At 38.2% G+C, this 16,924-nt stretch carries 29 protein-coding genes; 1 reads left to right on the forward strand and 28 read right to left on the reverse strand.

Going from position 1 to position 16,924, the window contains the following annotated elements:
• Positions 1–4 precede the first annotated feature (4 nt).
• The 28 genes from rplO to iscR form a co-directional block, all read right to left on the reverse strand.
• Positions 5–439 carry a 50S ribosomal protein L15 gene (gene rplO / locus ACGH6Q_RS08640; RefSeq protein WP_174799328.1) on the reverse strand — a complete coding sequence of 145 codons (435 nt, stop codon included), beginning with the start codon at positions 437–439 and terminating at the stop codon, positions 5–7.
• A gap of 5 nt (positions 440–444) precedes the next feature.
• Positions 445–624, reverse strand: coding sequence for a 50S ribosomal protein L30 (rpmD, locus tag ACGH6Q_RS08645; RefSeq protein WP_025314400.1), 180 nt, complete (start codon positions 622–624; stop codon positions 445–447).
• 6 nt (positions 625–630) lie between these two features.
• Positions 631–1,131, reverse strand: coding sequence for a 30S ribosomal protein S5 (gene rpsE, locus ACGH6Q_RS08650; protein WP_034911141.1), 501 nt, complete (start codon positions 1,129–1,131; stop codon positions 631–633).
• A gap of 14 nt (positions 1,132–1,145) precedes the next feature.
• The gene (gene rplR / locus ACGH6Q_RS08655) at positions 1,146–1,499 is read right to left on the reverse strand and encodes a 50S ribosomal protein L18 (RefSeq protein WP_025314398.1); all 354 of its coding nucleotides are present in this window, start codon (positions 1,497–1,499) and stop codon (positions 1,146–1,148) included.
• 9 nt (positions 1,500–1,508) lie between these two features.
• A complete protein-coding gene (gene rplF, locus ACGH6Q_RS08660; protein WP_034911144.1) occupies positions 1,509–2,042 on the reverse strand; it encodes a 50S ribosomal protein L6 in 534 nt (177 codons plus the stop codon).
• Positions 2,043–2,053: 11 nt separating this feature from the next.
• Positions 2,054–2,446: a 30S ribosomal protein S8 gene (rpsH, locus tag ACGH6Q_RS08665; RefSeq protein WP_034911147.1), complete on the reverse strand. Its 393-nt coding sequence runs from the start codon at positions 2,444–2,446 to the stop codon at positions 2,054–2,056.
• A 17-nt stretch (positions 2,447–2,463) separates the two neighbouring features.
• On the reverse strand, positions 2,464–2,769 hold the full coding sequence (gene rpsN / locus ACGH6Q_RS08670) for a 30S ribosomal protein S14 (RefSeq protein ID WP_025314395.1): 306 nt from the start codon (positions 2,767–2,769) through the stop codon (positions 2,464–2,466).
• A gap of 11 nt (positions 2,770–2,780) precedes the next feature.
• Positions 2,781–3,320, reverse strand: a complete 540-nt coding sequence (rplE, locus tag ACGH6Q_RS08675) for a 50S ribosomal protein L5 (RefSeq protein ID WP_025314394.1) — start codon at positions 3,318–3,320, stop codon at positions 2,781–2,783.
• 17 nt (positions 3,321–3,337) lie between these two features.
• Complete coding sequence (gene rplX, locus ACGH6Q_RS08680; RefSeq protein ID WP_065561017.1) at positions 3,338–3,652, reverse strand: 50S ribosomal protein L24; 315 nt, start codon at positions 3,650–3,652, stop codon at positions 3,338–3,340.
• A 10-nt stretch (positions 3,653–3,662) separates the two neighbouring features.
• Positions 3,663–4,034, reverse strand: coding sequence for a 50S ribosomal protein L14 (gene rplN / locus ACGH6Q_RS08685; RefSeq protein WP_025314392.1), 372 nt, complete (start codon positions 4,032–4,034; stop codon positions 3,663–3,665).
• A gap of 196 nt (positions 4,035–4,230) precedes the next feature.
• Complete coding sequence (rpsQ, locus tag ACGH6Q_RS08690) at positions 4,231–4,491, reverse strand: 30S ribosomal protein S17 (protein ID WP_034911151.1); 261 nt, start codon at positions 4,489–4,491, stop codon at positions 4,231–4,233.
• A 1-nt stretch (position 4,492) separates the two neighbouring features.
• The gene (gene rpmC, locus ACGH6Q_RS08695; protein ID WP_034902373.1) at positions 4,493–4,684 is read right to left on the reverse strand and encodes a 50S ribosomal protein L29; all 192 of its coding nucleotides are present in this window, start codon (positions 4,682–4,684) and stop codon (positions 4,493–4,495) included.
• Positions 4,685–5,095 (reverse strand): 50S ribosomal protein L16, encoded by a 411-nt coding sequence (gene rplP, locus ACGH6Q_RS08700; RefSeq protein ID WP_034911153.1) that lies wholly within the window; start codon positions 5,093–5,095, stop codon positions 4,685–4,687.
• A gap of 12 nt (positions 5,096–5,107) precedes the next feature.
• Positions 5,108–5,845 carry a 30S ribosomal protein S3 gene (gene rpsC / locus ACGH6Q_RS08705; RefSeq protein ID WP_065561018.1) on the reverse strand — a complete coding sequence of 246 codons (738 nt, stop codon included), beginning with the start codon at positions 5,843–5,845 and terminating at the stop codon, positions 5,108–5,110.
• 14 nt (positions 5,846–5,859) lie between these two features.
• Positions 5,860–6,192 (reverse strand): 50S ribosomal protein L22, encoded by a 333-nt coding sequence (gene rplV, locus ACGH6Q_RS08710; RefSeq protein WP_034947997.1) that lies wholly within the window; start codon positions 6,190–6,192, stop codon positions 5,860–5,862.
• Between the two features lie 13 nt (positions 6,193–6,205).
• Complete coding sequence (rpsS, locus tag ACGH6Q_RS08715; RefSeq protein WP_024496505.1) at positions 6,206–6,484, reverse strand: 30S ribosomal protein S19; 279 nt, start codon at positions 6,482–6,484, stop codon at positions 6,206–6,208.
• Between the two features lie 19 nt (positions 6,485–6,503).
• Entirely contained in the window at positions 6,504–7,328 is an 825-nt protein-coding gene (gene rplB / locus ACGH6Q_RS08720; protein WP_034911158.1) for a 50S ribosomal protein L2, read from the reverse strand.
• Positions 7,329–7,346: 18 nt separating this feature from the next.
• The gene (rplW, locus tag ACGH6Q_RS08725) at positions 7,347–7,649 is read right to left on the reverse strand and encodes a 50S ribosomal protein L23 (protein WP_034885052.1); all 303 of its coding nucleotides are present in this window, start codon (positions 7,647–7,649) and stop codon (positions 7,347–7,349) included.
• Positions 7,646–8,248: a 50S ribosomal protein L4 gene (gene rplD / locus ACGH6Q_RS08730; RefSeq protein ID WP_034911160.1), complete on the reverse strand. Its 603-nt coding sequence runs from the start codon at positions 8,246–8,248 to the stop codon at positions 7,646–7,648. The genes rplW and rplD overlap by 4 nt, the downstream gene beginning before the upstream one ends.
• A gap of 16 nt (positions 8,249–8,264) precedes the next feature.
• The gene (gene rplC, locus ACGH6Q_RS08735) at positions 8,265–8,891 is read right to left on the reverse strand and encodes a 50S ribosomal protein L3 (protein ID WP_034911162.1); all 627 of its coding nucleotides are present in this window, start codon (positions 8,889–8,891) and stop codon (positions 8,265–8,267) included.
• Positions 8,892–8,922: 31 nt separating this feature from the next.
• A complete protein-coding gene (gene rpsJ / locus ACGH6Q_RS08740; RefSeq protein WP_006120582.1) occupies positions 8,923–9,234 on the reverse strand; it encodes a 30S ribosomal protein S10 in 312 nt (103 codons plus the stop codon).
• 367 nt (positions 9,235–9,601) lie between these two features.
• Positions 9,602–9,940, reverse strand: coding sequence for an ISC system 2Fe-2S type ferredoxin (gene fdx / locus ACGH6Q_RS08745; RefSeq protein WP_174799325.1), 339 nt, complete (start codon positions 9,938–9,940; stop codon positions 9,602–9,604).
• 14 nt (positions 9,941–9,954) lie between these two features.
• Positions 9,955–11,814 (reverse strand): Fe-S protein assembly chaperone HscA, encoded by a 1,860-nt coding sequence (gene hscA, locus ACGH6Q_RS08750; RefSeq protein WP_296318061.1) that lies wholly within the window; start codon positions 11,812–11,814, stop codon positions 9,955–9,957.
• A 36-nt stretch (positions 11,815–11,850) separates the two neighbouring features.
• Positions 11,851–12,369 (reverse strand): Fe-S protein assembly co-chaperone HscB, encoded by a 519-nt coding sequence (gene hscB / locus ACGH6Q_RS08755; RefSeq protein ID WP_296318062.1) that lies wholly within the window; start codon positions 12,367–12,369, stop codon positions 11,851–11,853.
• Positions 12,370–12,384: 15 nt separating this feature from the next.
• Entirely contained in the window at positions 12,385–12,708 is a 324-nt protein-coding gene (gene iscA / locus ACGH6Q_RS08760; RefSeq protein WP_065561024.1) for an iron-sulfur cluster assembly protein IscA, read from the reverse strand.
• Positions 12,708–13,094 carry a Fe-S cluster assembly scaffold IscU gene (gene iscU, locus ACGH6Q_RS08765; protein ID WP_034911174.1) on the reverse strand — a complete coding sequence of 129 codons (387 nt, stop codon included), beginning with the start codon at positions 13,092–13,094 and terminating at the stop codon, positions 12,708–12,710. The genes iscA and iscU overlap by 1 nt, the downstream gene beginning before the upstream one ends.
• Before the next feature lie 15 nt (positions 13,095–13,109).
• A complete protein-coding gene (locus ACGH6Q_RS08770) occupies positions 13,110–14,324 on the reverse strand; it encodes an IscS subfamily cysteine desulfurase (RefSeq protein ID WP_065561025.1) in 1,215 nt (404 codons plus the stop codon).
• 38 nt (positions 14,325–14,362) lie between these two features.
• Complete coding sequence (gene iscR / locus ACGH6Q_RS08775) at positions 14,363–14,818, reverse strand: Fe-S cluster assembly transcriptional regulator IscR (protein WP_065589729.1); 456 nt, start codon at positions 14,816–14,818, stop codon at positions 14,363–14,365.
• Positions 14,819–14,980: 162 nt separating this feature from the next.
• Here iscR and sltY point away from each other — a divergent pair, with 162 nt between their 5' ends.
• On the forward strand, positions 14,981–16,918 hold the full coding sequence (sltY, locus tag ACGH6Q_RS08780; RefSeq protein WP_411592613.1) for a murein transglycosylase: 1,938 nt from the start codon (positions 14,981–14,983) through the stop codon (positions 16,916–16,918).
• The last annotated feature ends 6 nt before the right edge of the window (positions 16,919–16,924 follow it).

Consider the following 16,924-nt stretch of genomic DNA (forward strand, 5'->3'; position numbering starts at 1 on the left):
CTAATTATTCCTCAATTTTTCCGCCAGCAGCTTCAATTGCAGCTTTAGCACCTTTAGTTACTCGAATACCGCGAATAGTTACTGGTTTGGTTACTTCTCCAGATAACATGATTTTTGCATATTCGATATGTGAATTAATCACATTTGCAACTTTTAAGCTATTTAGGTCAACAATATCGCCTTCGACTTTCATCAAATCTGAAAGACGAACTTGAGCTGTAACTTGAGCTTTACGTGAGGTAAAACCAAATTTTGGTAAACGACGATATAAAGGCATTTGACCACCTTCAAAGCCGCGACGAACGCCACCACCTGAACGAGATTTTTGACCTTTAATACCACGAGTACCAGTTTTACCTAATCCTGAACCGATTCCTCGACCCAGACGTTTTGGTGCATGCTTTGAACCTTCAGCAGGAGATAAAGTATTTAAACGCATTACTATTACTCCTCCACTTTAACCATGTAATAAACTTGGTTTACCATACCACGAATTGCAGGAGTATCCTCACGCTCAACAGTATGACCAATACGACGTAATCCTAGACCTACTAATGTCGCTTTATGCTTAGGCAGACGACCTATAGAACTACGAGTTTGTGTAATTTTAATTGTTTTTGCCATGGTTAATTACCCCAAAATTTCTTCGACGGTTTTACCACGTTTAGCAGCAACCATTTCTGGTGATTTCATACTTTCTAAGCCATCAATAGTTGCACGAACCACATTAATTGGGTTAGTAGAACCATATGCTTTAGCTAGAACGTTACGAACTCCAGCAACTTCTAAAACTGCACGCATCGCACCACCGGCGATAATACCAGTACCTTCTGATGCTGGTTGCATATAAACACGAGAGCCTGTGTGAGCACCTTTAACAGGATGCTGTAAAGTATCGTTATTTAAAGCAACATTAATCATATTGCGACGTGCTTTTTCCATTGCTTTTTGGATTGCTGCTGGCACTTCACGTGCTTTACCATATCCAAAACCTACGCGGCCATTACCGTCACCAACAACTGTTAGTGCAGAAAAACTAAAAATACGACCACCTTTTACAGTTTTAGAAACTCGGTTAACTGCGATTAGTTTTTCCTGCAGTTCACCAGCTTGTTTTTCGATGTTTGACATCTTTAACTCCTACCTTAGAACTGTAGGCCAGCTTCGCGAGCAGCATCTGCTAGCGCCTGAACTCGACCATGATATTGGAAACCTGAACGATCAAATGAAACTTCTTTGATATCTTTTGCTAACGCACGTTCAGCAATTGCTTTACCAACTGCTGCTGCAGCGTCTTTGTTTCCTGTGTATTTTAAACTTTCACTGATAGCTTTTTCTAATGTAGAAGCGGCTGCCAGTACTTCTGATCCGTTTGGTGCGATAATCTGCGCATAAATATGACGCGGAGTGCGGTGAACTACCAAGCGAGTTGCAAGTAGTTCATGCATCTTGCGACGCGCTTTAGTTGCACGACGGATACGAGCTGATTTCTTATCCATAGTGTTACCTTACTTTTTCTTAGCTTCTTTAGTACGCACAACTTCATCTGCGTAACGAACACCTTTACCTTTATAAGGTTCAGGACGACGATAAGCACGGATATCAGCAGCTACTTGCCCAATTAACTGTTTATCAGTACTTTTTAATACGATTTCAGTTTGAGATGGACATTCAGCTGTTACACCTGCAGGTAATTGATGTTCAATTGGATGTGAATATCCAAGAGATAAACTAATTGTATTACCTTTCACTTGTGCACGATAACCGACACCAACTAGCTGAAGTTTTTTAGTAAAACCTTCAGTAACACCAATAACCATTGAATTAATCAAAGCACGCGCAGTTCCAGCTTGAGCCCAAGCATCTGCAAAACCATCACGAGGAGCAAATTTAATTTGTCCTTCTTCTTGATTAATCACAACAGCATTATTTATTGTGCGAGATAATTCGCCATTTTTACCTTTAATCGTAATTACCTGACCATTGAGTTTTACCTCTACGCCAGCAGGAACAACGACAGGTGCTTTTGCAACACGAGACATTCTTTTCTCCCTTACGCTACGTAGCAGATAATTTCACCACCAAGACCTGCTTGGCGTGCTGCACGATCAGTCATAACACCTTTAGAAGTAGAAACAACTGCGATACCTAATCCTGCCATAACTTTCGGCAATTCATCTTTACGTTTATAAATACGTAAACCTGGACGGCTAACACGTTTGATACTTTCTACAACAGCTTTACCTTGGAAATATTTTAAAGTAATTTCCAGTTCCGGCTTAGTGTCACCAACAACTTTAAAGTCCCCAATATAACCTTCTTCTTTTAGCACATTGGCAATTGCCACTTTTAGCTTAGAGGAAGGCATGGTGACTGCAACTTTATTCGCAGATTGACCATTACGAATACGGGTCAACATATCTGCTATAGGATCTTGCATGCTCATCTATAACACTCCCCTGATTACCAACTTGCCTTTTTAAGACCAGGAATCTCACCACGCATGGCTGACTCACGAACCTTAATACGGCTTAAACCAAACTTACGAAGGACGCCATGAGGACGACCAGTTTGACGACAACGACGACGTTGACGTGATGGACTAGAATCACGAGGAAGCGTTTGCAATTTAAGCACTGCATTCCAACGATCTTCATCTGATGCATTAAGATCAGAGATAATCGCTTTTAATTCTTGACGCTTTGCAAAATATTTTTCTGCTAGCTTTACGCGTTTCTTATCGCGTTCAATCATTGATTGTTTAGCCATTATGCCCTACCTTACTTACGAAATGGGAAGTTAAAGGCAGATAATAAAGCTCGGCCTTCTTCATCTGATTGTGCAGTAGTGGTGATAGTAATATCTAAACCACGAACACGATCAACTTTGTCATAATCGATTTCAGGGAAAACGATTTGCTCACGAACACCCATGCTATAGTTGCCACGACCATCAAAAGATTTTGCGCTTAAACCGCGAAAATCTCGAGTACGAGGAAGGGCAATATAAACTAGACGCTCAAAAAATTCCCACATACGTTCGCCACGTAAAGTGACTTTACAACCAATAGGATACCCTTGACGGATTTTAAAACCAGCAACTGATTTGCGTGCTTTAGTGACTAGTGGTTTTTGACCACTGATTGCAGCTAAATCTGCAACAGCATTATCTAATAATTTCTTATCAGTAATTGCTTCACCCACACCCATATTCAAGGTGATCTTTTCGATCCGAGGGACTTGCATGACAGATTTGTAGCCAAACTGTTCTTGCAGTTTATTTACTACCTGTGCTTTGTAGTAATCATGCAGTTTCGCCATCGTACACTCCAAATTACTTAATTGATTAATTCATTAGTAGACTTATAAAAACGGACTTTTTTACCGTCTTCAATACGAAAGCCTACGCGATCTGCTTTGCCTGTAGCTGGATTAAAAATTGCCACATTAGAAACATTGATAGCTGCTTCTTTTTCAACAATTCCACCTTCTTGATTTAATGCAGGTACTGGTTTTTGATGTTTTTTCACCAAATTGATACCTTCAACAATCACTTTGCCTGTAGACAAAACACTCTTAACTTTACCGCGTTTACCTTTATCTTTGCCAGTTAACACGATAACTTCATCTTCTCGACGGATTTTCGCTGCCATTACCCGCTCCTTACAGTACTTCTGGTGCTAATGAAATGATCTTCATAAACTTCTCAGAGCGAAGTTCACGAGTGACCGGTCCAAAAATACGCGTACCAATCGGTTGCTCACTGTTATTATTTAAAATAACACAAGCATTGCGATCGAAACGAATGACAGATCCATCAGGGCGACGAACACCTTTTCTAGTGCGCACAACAACAGCTTTAAGTACATCACCTTTTTTAACTTTACCACGCGGAATTGCTTCTTTAATGGTAACTTTGATGATATCGCCTACTGCTGCATAACGACGGTGCGATCCACCGAGAACCTTGATACACATTACGCTACGTGCGCCAGAGTTATCGGCAACATCTAGCCTAGTCTGTTCTTGGATCATTTTAATGCTCCGTATAAATTAATTATTGTCTAATCTACCTTCATCCACCTCAACTACCATGGATAAGAATAGACAACCAAAAACCCACTTACGTGAGGATGCATAGTATAACACCACTCAAATAAAATGGATAGCATAAAATAAACGGCCGTTCAGCCGTTTATTATATTATGTACAGTTTTCAATCAAAAAAAGATTAAATAACTGCTTTTTCAACGATTCGAACAAGAGTCCAAGATTTGGTTTTTGATAATGGACGACACTCTTTAATCTCTACAGTATCACCAATACCACACTCGTTGTTTTCATCATGTACATGCAATTTAGTCGTACGTTTAATGAACTTACCATATAACGGATGCTTCACTTTACGTTCAATAGCTACAGTAATAGATTTATCCATTTTGTCGCTAATAACACGACCTTGCTGAGTACGAATTTTTACTTCAGTAGTCATATTACGCACCCGCCTTTTCAGTTAATAATGTTTTAACACGTGCAATATTACGACGCACTTGTTTTAACATATGAGTCTGTGTTAACTGACCTCCAGCTAATTGCATACGTAAGTTAAATTGCTCACGTAATAAATTAAGAAGTTCAGTATTTAACTCTTCAACGCTTTTTTCGCGTAGCTCTTTTGCTTTCATTTACATCACCGTCTTAATCACAAAGGTGGTTTTAATTGGCAGTTTTGCAGCTGCCAACGCAAATGCTTCACGAGCAACTTCTTCCGGTACACCGTCCATTTCATAAAGGACTTTACCTGGTTGAATCTGAGCAACCCAGTATTCAACGTTACCCTTACCTTTACCCATACGCACTGCAAGTGGTTTTTCGGTAATTGGTTTATCAGGGAAAACTCGAATCCAGATTTTACCTTGACGCTTAACTGCACGAGTCATTGCACGACGTGCTGCTTCGATCTGGCGCGCAGTCAAACGACCACGACCTACAGCCTTAAGACCGAATGTACCGAAACTAACGTCAGTACTTACAGCAAGACCACGATTGCGGCCCTTGTGCACTTTACGGAATTTTGTACGCTTTGGTTGTAACATCAGCGACGCTCCTTATTGTTTTCGGCCTTTTCGCTGCTTTTTCGGTTGAGCAGCAGGTTGTTTTTCTGCTTGTTCAACGGCAGCCATACCACCAAGGATCTCACCTTTGAAGATCCACACTTTAACACCAATAATACCATAGGTAGTTAATGCTTCAGATAAACCATAGTCAATATCAGCTCGTAATGTATGTAAAGGTACACGACCTTCACGATACCATTCGCTACGAGCAATTTCAGCACCGCCTAAACGACCACTTACTTCGACTTTGATACCTTTAGCACCCGCCTTCATTGCATTTTGAACCGCACGTTTCATAGCACGACGGAACATAACACGGCGTTCTAACTGAGAAGTAATGCTATCAGCAACTAATTTAGCATCAAGTTCTGGTTTACGAACTTCAGCAATATTAATTTGTACTGCAACATCACGTTTTTCTCTTTTGTCTTTATATTTATTGACAATAGAAGCTACGGCATTACGTAATTTTTCAACGTCCTCGCCTTTTTTACCAATCACGATACCCGGACGAGCAGTGTGAATAGTAATACGAACGTTAGTTTCTGCTGAACGGTCGATCACAATCTTAGAGATTGACGCTTGAGATAATTCTTTATTTAAGAATTCACGCACTCTAAAATCACTTTCTAAATTATCAGCGAATGTCTTTGTACCCGAATACCATGTAGATGTCCAAGGCTTGACAATGCCTAATCGGATACCATTTGGATTTACTTTTTGACCCATTGCTATTCTCCAGCCTAGCGATCTGAAACGATCACGGTGATGTGACTCGTACGCTTCAAAATTCGATCTGCACGACCTTTCGCACGAGGCATAATACGCTTCATGGTTGGGCCTTCATCTACGAAAATCTTCGCAACTTTTAGATCATCAATATCAGCACCATCGTTATGCTCTGCGTTAGCAATAGCAGACTCTAATACTTTTTTAACAAGTACAGCCGCTTTTTTATTGGTGTACGTTAAAATATCTAGTGCCTGAGACACATTCTTACCGCGAACAAGATCTGCAACTAAGCGAACCTTTTGTGCAGAAGAACGAGCGTGGCGGTACTTTGCAATTGTTTCCATCTCTTTCTCCTACTTATTTCTTCTTAGCTTTCTTATCAGCCGCATGGCCGCGATAAGTACGAGTCGGCGCGAATTCACCCAATTTATGACCAACCATTTCGTCGGAAACATAAACTGGAACGTGCTGACGACCATTATGGACAGCGATGGTCAAACCGATCATGTTAGGAAAGATCGTTGAACGACGGGACCAAGTACGAATTGGTTTCTTGTCCCCGCTTTCCACCGCTTTCTCTACCTTCTTCAGCAAGTGTAGGTCAATAAAAGGACCCTTCTTGAGAGAACGTGGCATAGCTAATCCTCTATATTAATTATTTCTTATTGCGACGGCGAACAATATACTTATCAGTACGTTTGTTGCTACGCGTTTTCAATCCTTTGGCTTTTTGACCCCATGGAGACACAGGATGTTTACCAAAGTTACGACCTTCACCACCACCATGTGGATGGTCTACCGGGTTCATTGCTGTACCACGAACAGTAGGACGAACACCACGCCAACGCGTTGCACCCGCTTTACCTAATACACGAAGCATATGCTCTGAATTACCAACTTCACCAATAGTGGCACGACAATCAGATAATACTTTACGCATTTCACCTGAACGTAGACGTAATGTTACATAAGCACCATCACGCGCAACGATTTGAACATAACTACCAGCAGAGCGAGCAATTTGTCCGCCTTTACCTGGTTTCATTTCAATATTATGCACAGTAGAACCGACTGGGATATTGCGCATTGGTAAACAGTTACCTGTTTTAATTGCTGCATCAACACCAGATTGGATCTGATCACCTGCTTTTAAGCCTTTAGGCGCTAAAATATAACGGCGTTCACCGTCTTTATATAAAACCAATGCAATATTTGCACTACGGTTTGGATCATATTCCAAACGTTCAACAACTGCTGGAATACCATCTTTATTACGCTTAAAGTCAACAATACGATAATGTTGTTTATGACCACCACCAATGTGACGGGTAGTGATACGACCATTATTATTGCGACCACCAGTTTTGCTTTTTGAATCAAGCAACGGTGCATAAGGTTTACCTTTATGCAACTCTGGGTTAACCACTTTAACAACGTGGCGACGACCCGGAGATGTAGGTTTACACTTAACAACTGCCATTGTTCTTACTCCTCCGAATTACTCAGCGACGCCAGCAAGGTCTAAATTTTGACCTTCTGCTAAAGTAACGTAAGCTTTTTTCCAGTCGCTACGGCGACCGATTTGTTGACCACGACGTTTAACTTTACCTTTAACAACAAGTGTATTAACGTCATCTACTTTAACTTCAAATAGTTGTTCAACTGCGGCTTTAATCTCTCTCTTAGTAGCATCTTTAGCAACTTTCAATACTAATGTATTTGTTTTTTCCATTGAAATAGATGCTTTTTCAGAAACATGTGGTGCTCGCAGGACTTTAAGCAGACGCTCTTCACGAATCATGCTAACATCTCCTCTACTTGTTTAACGGCATCAACTGTGATAACCACTTTGTCAAATGCAATCAAACTAACTGGATCAATACCTGCCACATCACGCACATCAACTTTATGTAAGTTACGTGCTGCTAAGAAAAGATTTTCATCAACTTCAGAAGCGATAATAAGAACATCATTAAGATTCATATCGTTTAATTTCTGAGTTAATAATTTAGTCTTAGGTGCTTCAACAGTAAATGTTTCAACCACAACTAAACGTTCTTGACGCACTAATTCAGAGAAAATACTCTTTAATGCACCACGATACATTTTACGGTTAACTTTTTGGCTATGATCTTGTGGTTTTGCTGCAAATGTTACACCACCACTGCGCCAGATTGGGCTCTTAATTGAACCTGAACGAGCACGACCGGTACCTTTTTGACGCCATGGTTTTTTACCTGAACCAGCGATTTCTGCACGAGTTTTTTGTGCGCGAGAACCTTGACGAGCAGCAGATGCATAAGCAACAACTACTTGATGAACTAACGCTTCATTAAACTCACGTCCGAAGGTAGTTTCGGAAACAGAAAGCGCTTTCGCGTCTTTTACTACTAATTCCATCTCTATCTCCTCGACGTTAAGCCTTGATTGCCGGTTTAACAATTACGTCACTATTGATTGCGCCAGGAACTGCACCTTTAATTAATAAAAGATTACGTTCAGCATCAACACGTACAATATCTAAGTTTTGAACAGTTACACGTTCATTACCTAGGTGACCTGCCATTTTACGACCTTTAAACACTTTACCCGGAGTTTGGTTTTGACCAATAGAACCATGACCACGGTGTGCCAAAGAGTTACCATGAGTAGCATCTTGAGTACGGAAATTCCAACGTTTAGTAACGCCAGCAAAACCTTTACCTTTAGATGTTCCAGTAACATCAACTTTCTTAACGTCAGCGAAGATATCAACGTTAATACTTTGACCTACAGAAAATTCGCCTTCTTCAAAACGGAATTCCCATAGACCACGACCAGCTTCAACGCCAGCCTTAGCGAAATGACCTGCTTCAGGTTTGTTTACGCGGCTTGCTTTTTTGCTGCCAGTAGTAACCTGAATAGCTTGATAACCATCATTCTCAAGTGTTTTAACTTGAGTAATGCGGTTGCTTTGAACTTCAACTACGGTGACAGGAATAGAAACACCATCTTCAGTGAAGATACGCGTCATTCCTACTTTACGACCGATTAAACCAATCATTATTTCGACCTCTCAATCATTCAGCTTAGGATTAACCTAAACTGATCTGCACATCAACACCGGCAGCAAGGTCTAGACGCATTAAAGCATCAACTGTTTTTTCAGTTGGCTCAACAATATCAACTAGACGCTTATGAGTGCGAATCTCGTACTGATCACGCGCATCTTTATTTACGTGTGGAGAAATCAATACAGTGAAACGCTCTTTGCGTGTCGGTAATGGAATAGGACCACGAACTTGCGCACCTGTGCGCTTCGCAGTTTCTACAATTTCAGCAGTTGATTGATCAATCAAACGATGATCAAACGCTTTTAACCGGATACGGATTCTTTGGTTCGACATGAGACCAGAGCTCCATTATTTAAAAGTTATAACAAAAGACTACTCCTCTTTCCCTGTTTCGATTGACAGGAGAGTGTAATCCGTTCTTTTTCGTAACCCCCAAATCGGGAGTATTGTTGATATAATTAGCTATTTTTTATATAACAATTATATCTTTTTCTCATTTGCTTACATAAAGGCAATAAACAAAGTGAGCCGATTATACTCTGTTAGTTAACTAACGGCAAGGAATAAATACAGATATTTGGGTTTAAAGATGGGAAGCTTTTTCTGGTTATTAATTTACAATTACCAAATTTCAATCAAATAACCAGATTTAATGTTATTTTTATATTAACCCATAATGGATAATCATTATGATAACTTCCTAATGATCTTCTTTGGCATGATTAAGGCTATATCTTGGGATTTCGACCTCTAAATCTTCATTCGTGACACGAGCTTGACAGCTTAAACGACTATGCAGTTCAACTCCCCAGGCTTTATCTAACATATCATCTTCTTGCTCATCGCTTACTTCAAGCGAATCAAATCCCTTACGCACAATACAGTGGCATGTTGAACAAGCACATGACATTTCACAAGCATGCTCGATTTCAATATCATTGCGCAATGCCACTTCTAAAATGGATTCGCCTTCTTGGGCATCAACAGTTTTTCCATCTGGACAAAGCTCCGCATTCGGTAAAAAAGTAATTTTTGGCATAATAATCTCGTTAGTTAAATATCATCAACGTTATGGCCAGTTAACGCATGTCGAATTGACCTATCCATTCGCTTAGCTGCAAAATTTTGTGTTACTTTATCAACAATTTTAATTTGTTTTTCAATTGCATAACTGTCATTTGACTCACTTACAGCTTGTAATTGATGCTTAGCAATTAAAATATGGTTTAGTTCACTTTCATCTAATAAGTCAGCATCTTTATCTAAAGCACTTTGCAAGCTTTCAAGCACTCTAGCTGCCTCAACTTTTTGTTCAGCAAGTATTCGAATCTGTTTATCTTGCTGTGCGTAACTGATTGAATCTTGAATCATATCGGCAATTTCATTATCAGTCAGTCCATATGAAGGTTTTACTTGGATAGCAGCTTCAATACCCGTTGATTTTTCCATTGCTGTTACACTTAATAAACCATCAGCATCAACTTGGAAAGTCACCCTAATGTGCGCACCACCAGCAGGCATTGCTGGAATACCTTGCAGAGTAAAACGAGCCAAAGATCGACAATCAGCAACACTTTCACGTTCTCCTTGTAAAACATGAACCATCATCGCGGTTTGACCATCTTTAAAAGTTGTAAACTCTTGAGCTCTTGCACACGGAATTGTACTATTACGTGGAATAATTTTTTCGACCAATTCACCCATGATCTCAATGCCTAACGACAATGGGATCACATCAAGCAATAACATATCTGAATCGGGTTTATTGCCAACCAAAATATCGGCCTGAATAGCTGCACCAATAGCAACTACTTTATCAGGATCGATAGATATCAAGGGATTAGTTTTAAAATAATTCCCTACTAATTCTCGCACTAATGGCACACGAGTAGAGCCGCCAACCATAACAACTTCAACTACTTCATCCACATTAATCTCGGCATCTTTCAATGCACGGCGACAAACAGCTAAAGTGCGTTTAACCAATGGCTCAATTAATTGTTGAAATTGCTGGCGAGTAATAGTCAAAGATTGATTATCCAGAGAAAATACAGCTAAATCTTGCTCACTTAATAAAATCTTTATTTCGGTAGCTTGGCTACTGATTTTTTGATTAATATAAGGATCTATATTATTAGTTAATCCTAATTTCTCTTTTATATAGTCAGCAAGTAGCCGATCAAAATCATCACCACCAAGAGCTGAGTCACCGCTAGTTGCTAGAACCTCAAAAACACCTTTATTTAAGCGTAAAATAGAAATATCAAAAGTACCGCCACCTAAATCATAAACAGCGATTATACCTTCCTTCCCTGAATCTAAACCGTACGCAATCGCAGCGGCTGTAGGTTCATTAAGTAGGCGCAATACATGCAAACCAGCTAATTTGGCAGCATCTTTTGTTGCTTGCCGTTGTGCATCATCAAAATAAGCTGGCACAGTAATAACCACACCATCAATTTCACCTTGTAAACTCTCTTTTGCTCGCTCAGCTAACGCTGTCAAAATTTCTGATGAAACTTGTATTGGATTTACTTGCTCATTAGGCAAATTTAATAAAGGAACACCATTTTCAGTTTGTGAAAAAGTATAAGGAAATTGTGATAAATCTATATCAGATAAACTTCGCCCCATTAATCTCTTAATAGAGCTAACTGTATTTTGCGGATCATTCACAGCATTATCTTTGGCATTTTTTCCAATCGTGATAACAAAGTTATCATCATGATCGATGCCATAATGCACAACGGATGGCAATAGCGGATTACCTTCTAAATCAGGCAATACCTCTGCTTGTCCACTTCGTACCGTTGCTACTAATGAATTAGTTGTACCAAGATCAATTCCTACAGCAAGGCGGCGCTGATGTGGTAGTGGAGTTTGTCCTGGTTCGCTGATCTGTAATAATACCATTTAATCTATCTCTATCGATATGTTACTTATCTTAAATTATAAATCAAATTGCTTTTCTTGTAACTTTTCGATTTGTTCAATCAATCTGGCAAGATAGCGAATTTTATAGATCTGATTAAGTGCTTTTGACCAATCTTGATTAGTAATAAATTGTAATAATTCGTTATAAACTATCTTTTGACAAGCAACAATCTCAGCATAAAAATCATCTAATAATTCAAAATTATCTTTACGTTCAATATCATCAAGTCTTTCACGTAAAAAAAATTGCTCCATTAAAAAATCAGTATCATGAATAATACTTTGTTCAGTTGCTACGTCAAAACCTTGTAGAGATAAAAAATACTCAGCGGCTTTAATTGGATTTTTTAACGTATGATAACCATCATTAATGATTGCTGACTTTTGAACAATTGCCACTTTATCAATATCGTTTCCAACAGCAAAATTATCTGGATGATATTGCTTTTGCAATTGCTGATAATGAGTTGTTAGTTGAGCGACATCCACCGGCAATTGAGCTGGCAAACTAAATAGCTCGAAGTAATTAACCATAATTATTGTGCCCGATTACACATTAAAGCTTTCGCCACAGCCACATTCGTGCTTCGTATTAGGATTATTAAACTTGAAACCTTCATTTAATCCTTCTTTAACAAAATCAAGTTCAGTACCATCAATATAAACTAAGCTTTTTTTATCCACGATAACTTTGACATGTTTATCTTCAAAGACACTATCATCATCATTAATCACATCGGCAAACTCTAAAACATAAGCCATACCAGAACAACCAGATGTTTTAACACCTAATCGTAACCCAACACCCTTTCCACGATTAGCCAAAAAAGCTTGAACACGATCAGCTGCGCTATTAGTCAATGTGATTGCCATTAACGTTGTCCTTTTTTGGTTTTGTAGTCATCAATAGCAGCTTTAATTGCATCTTCCGCTAGAATTGAACAGTGAATTTTAACCGGAGGTAAAGCAAGTTCTTTAGCAATATCCGTATTTTTGATAGCTTCTGCTTCGTCTAATGATTTACCTTTTATCCATTCTGTAACCAAAGAACTTGATGCAATTGCACTACCACAACCATAAGTTTTAAACTTAGCATCTTCAATAATACCGTTGTCATTCACTTTGATTTGTAGACGCATCACATCACCACACGCTGGTGCGCCAACCATACCACTACCAACATTAGGATCATTTTGATCAAACGAACCAACGTTACGTGGGTTTTCATAATGATCAACAACTTTTTCACTATATGCCATAATTTACTCCCAATTTTAATGTGCTGACCATTTAATCTTTGTTAAATCAACGCCATCTTTAAACATTTCCCAAAGAGGCGATAAATCCCTTAATTTCCCAATAGATTCTCTGATTAATTTAATGACATAATCAATTTCTTCTTCTGTGGTAAAACGACCAATAGAAAATCGAATTGAACTATGAGCCAGCTCATCATTAAGCCCTAATGCTCGTAATACATAAGACGGCTCTAAACTCGCAGATGTGCATGCAGAACCAGAGGAAACAGCTAAATCTTTTAAAGCCATCATCAACGATTCGCCTTCAATGTAAGCAAAACTCACATTTAAGATATTTGGCACACTGTGCTCCAAAGAACCATTTAAATAAACCTCTTCAATGTCTTTTAAACCATCCCATAAACGATTTTTTAAAGCCAATAAACGAGGCATTTCAGTAACCATCTCTTGTTTAGCTATATGATACGCTTCACCCATGCCCACAATTTGATGCACAGGTAAAGTACCAGAGCGCATGCCTCGTTCATGACCACCGCCATGTATTTGAGCTTCAATACGAACACGCGGTTTACGCCTTACATAAAGCCCACCAATACCTTTTGGTCCATAAATTTTATGACCAGAAAATGACATTAAATCAACTTTTAAGTTAGCTACATCAATTGGTAATTTACCAACAGACTGGGTTGCATCAACATGAAAAACAATACCTCTTTCACGGCACATCTCACCAATTTTTTCGATGTCTTGTATTACACCCGTTTCATTGTTGACATGCATAATTGATACAACGGTTGTATCACTACGCATAGCCGTTGCAAGTTTATCAAGATCAAGGATCCCATCGGATTCTGGCGTTAAATAAGTTACTTCATAACCTTCTCGCTCAAGTTGGCGACAAGTATCAAGCACAGCCTTGTGCTCAGTTTTACAAGTAATAATGTGCTTACCTTTGGCTTGATTAAAATGAGCGGCACCTTTAATTGCTAAATTATCAGCTTCAGTTGCCCCTGACGTAAAGACAATTTCGCGTGAATCAGCACCAATAAGATCGGCAATTTGATTACGGGCAATATCAACGGCTTCTTCAGCTTGCCAGCCAAATTTATGGGAACGAGATGCTGGATTACCAAATATACCGTCTGGCGTTAAATACTGCATCATTTTTTCAGCAACTCTAGGATCTACAGGCGTTGTCGCTGCATAATCCATATAAATAGGTAGTTTCATTAATTACTCCCAATGAAAAATTCTGTATTCTATTTTTATTAATTAATTTGAACGTGTTGTATATTACTTTGTCGGCTAGCAACAGCTTTAACTTCTTTATTATTGACCAATTCACTCAATGTAATGCTAGTTAAAAAGTCCTCAATTCGTTCACTTAAATCATTCCACAGTGTATGGGTTAAACATCTAACACCGCCTTGACATCCATCTTGCCCGTGACATTTTGTCGCATGCACTGTTTCATCGACAGCTTTAACAATTGAACTAATAGCAATTTGATCCATAGAACGACTCAGTATATAACCGCCACCAGGGCCTCTAACACTGCGCACCAAACCATTTTTTCGTAATCGAGCAAACAATTGTTCAAGATAAGAAAGTGAAATTTCTTGACGTTCTGAAATATCAGCTAGTGATACCGGTCCTGAATCTGCATGTAAAGCAACATCAAGCATTGCTGTCACCGCGTATCGCCCTTTTGATGTCAGTTTCATTGAGCATTCCTTTATATGTGTGTATGCATATTGTATATATCCTTTCGATTTAGTCAAGTATTTAGTTGAGTGTTTTAGTAGGAATTAAACCGCAGTTCATTATCGACGAATCATAGCTTAATATGCTAATCTAATAAACTAAATTAACATAGGAGTTAAAGGATGAAATTAGTATTACGTTATTTTTTGATAATTAACCTATTGTTCACAGGTAACATTTATGCAGATAGTTATCAAAAAGGTCGAGAAAATTATCAAAAATGGCTTAACTCCTATCAATCACTTAACTTTGAAGAACAGCAAACATTACTCTCTACCATAAAAGATTATCCATTGTATCCTTATGCTGCTGTACAGTTTTTTCAGAGTAATATTAAAATCGTTTCACCACAAATGGTAAGCGATTTTATTAATCAATATAATAATTTTCCGCTAACAGCTTCATTAACACAATCTTATTTAAGCGAATTAAGCAATCGTCAAGATTGGAATTCAATCGTTTCGTTCCCAAAAGATAACTCCATACTCTCTAACTGTCGTTATCAATATGCATTACTACAACAAGGAAATAACGAGGTTGCTTTTAGCTCTGTTGAATCTCTTTGGATGACAGGCAAAGAACTTCCTTCTGCATGCGATCCATTACTTGACGCTTGGGCTCAAGCAGGTAAACGGACAGCTAATTTAATACTATTACGTATCGAACTTGCTATTGATGCAAATAATTTAAAATTAGCCAAACACCTAGCTAATTTACTTGATGACAACTACAAAACAACAAAAATCAATTTACTAGCTGTTCTTAATAATCCTAAAAAATTAGAAGATTTTTCAAAAAATATTAAAGCTAGCTCTTTCACTAAAAAAGTTGTCTTATCATCATTCCCTCGCTTAGTAAAAGCTGATATGAATTTAGCTGCAGCATTATTACCAAAATTAGTTAAACAGCAAACTTTAAGTAAAGCAGAGCAGGTAGCATTACAAAAGAGTTTAGCTAACAGCTACTTTAAAAATTCTGCAACAGATGAACAAATTAAATGGCGTGATAGCTATATTGCAAAATATCACGATACAACATTAGTTGAAAAACGTATCCGCCTTGCAATCGATAGCTATAACTTCACAGACATCGGTTATTGGATAGCACAACTATCACCAGAAGATCAATTAAAAGAAGACTGGCAATATTGGCAAGCTAGAGTTTTATTAAATAATAATAAAAAAAGTGAAGCTAACAAAATTTTGCAAACACTCACAACCAAACGTGGGTTTTATGGCATGATAAGTGCACAAACTCTTAATCAACCTTATTCGATCAATAACCAATCACCAAAGATTACACCATCAGAAATATCAACCTTAAAAAGCAAATACGACAATCAACCCTATGTAAAAAGAATTAACGAATTACGTTATTTAGGAATGCTTTCAGAATCAAGCTACGAATGGCGATATATGTTAAATAATCAAAAAAATAAGAATGAATATTTAGCATTATCTCAATATGCCTTACAAAAAGGGTGGGGGGATCTTAGTATTCAAGCAACCATTGCAGGCAAACTCTGGAATAACTGGACAGAGCGTTTGCCTATTATGTACAAAGATTTATATAACAATGCATTAAAAGATAAAGCTATTGGTTTATCTTATGCTTTAGCTATTTCTCGCCAAGAAAGTGCACTTGATACTACTGTCAAATCACCTGTCGGCGCCAGTGGATTAATGCAACTAATGCCAGCTACAGCAAAAGAGACAGCTAAAAAAGTTAATTCATTAACTTATATTTCATCAGCACAATTGTTTGATCCTCAAACAAATATACAGTTAGGCACTACCTATTTAAACACTGCTTATCTACAAAATGATAAAAATCGTATATTATCTTCAGCCGCTTATAATGCTGGTCCAAATAATGTTAAGCGCTGGCTAAAAAAGAGTAACGGAAAACTTGATGCAGTAGCATTTATCGATAGTATACCGTTTACTGAAACACGTAATTACGTCAAAAACGTATTGGTATATGATTATATTTATCAAGTAATCTTAGGGCAAAAAAATGTCAATTTTCTTAGCTCAAATGAATTTAATAAACAATATTAATGGTGA

Origin of the sequence: Gilliamella sp. BG2, assembly GCF_046635645.1 — a bacterium.
Classification (GTDB): Bacteria; Pseudomonadota; Gammaproteobacteria; order Enterobacterales; family Orbaceae; genus Gilliamella; species Gilliamella bombi.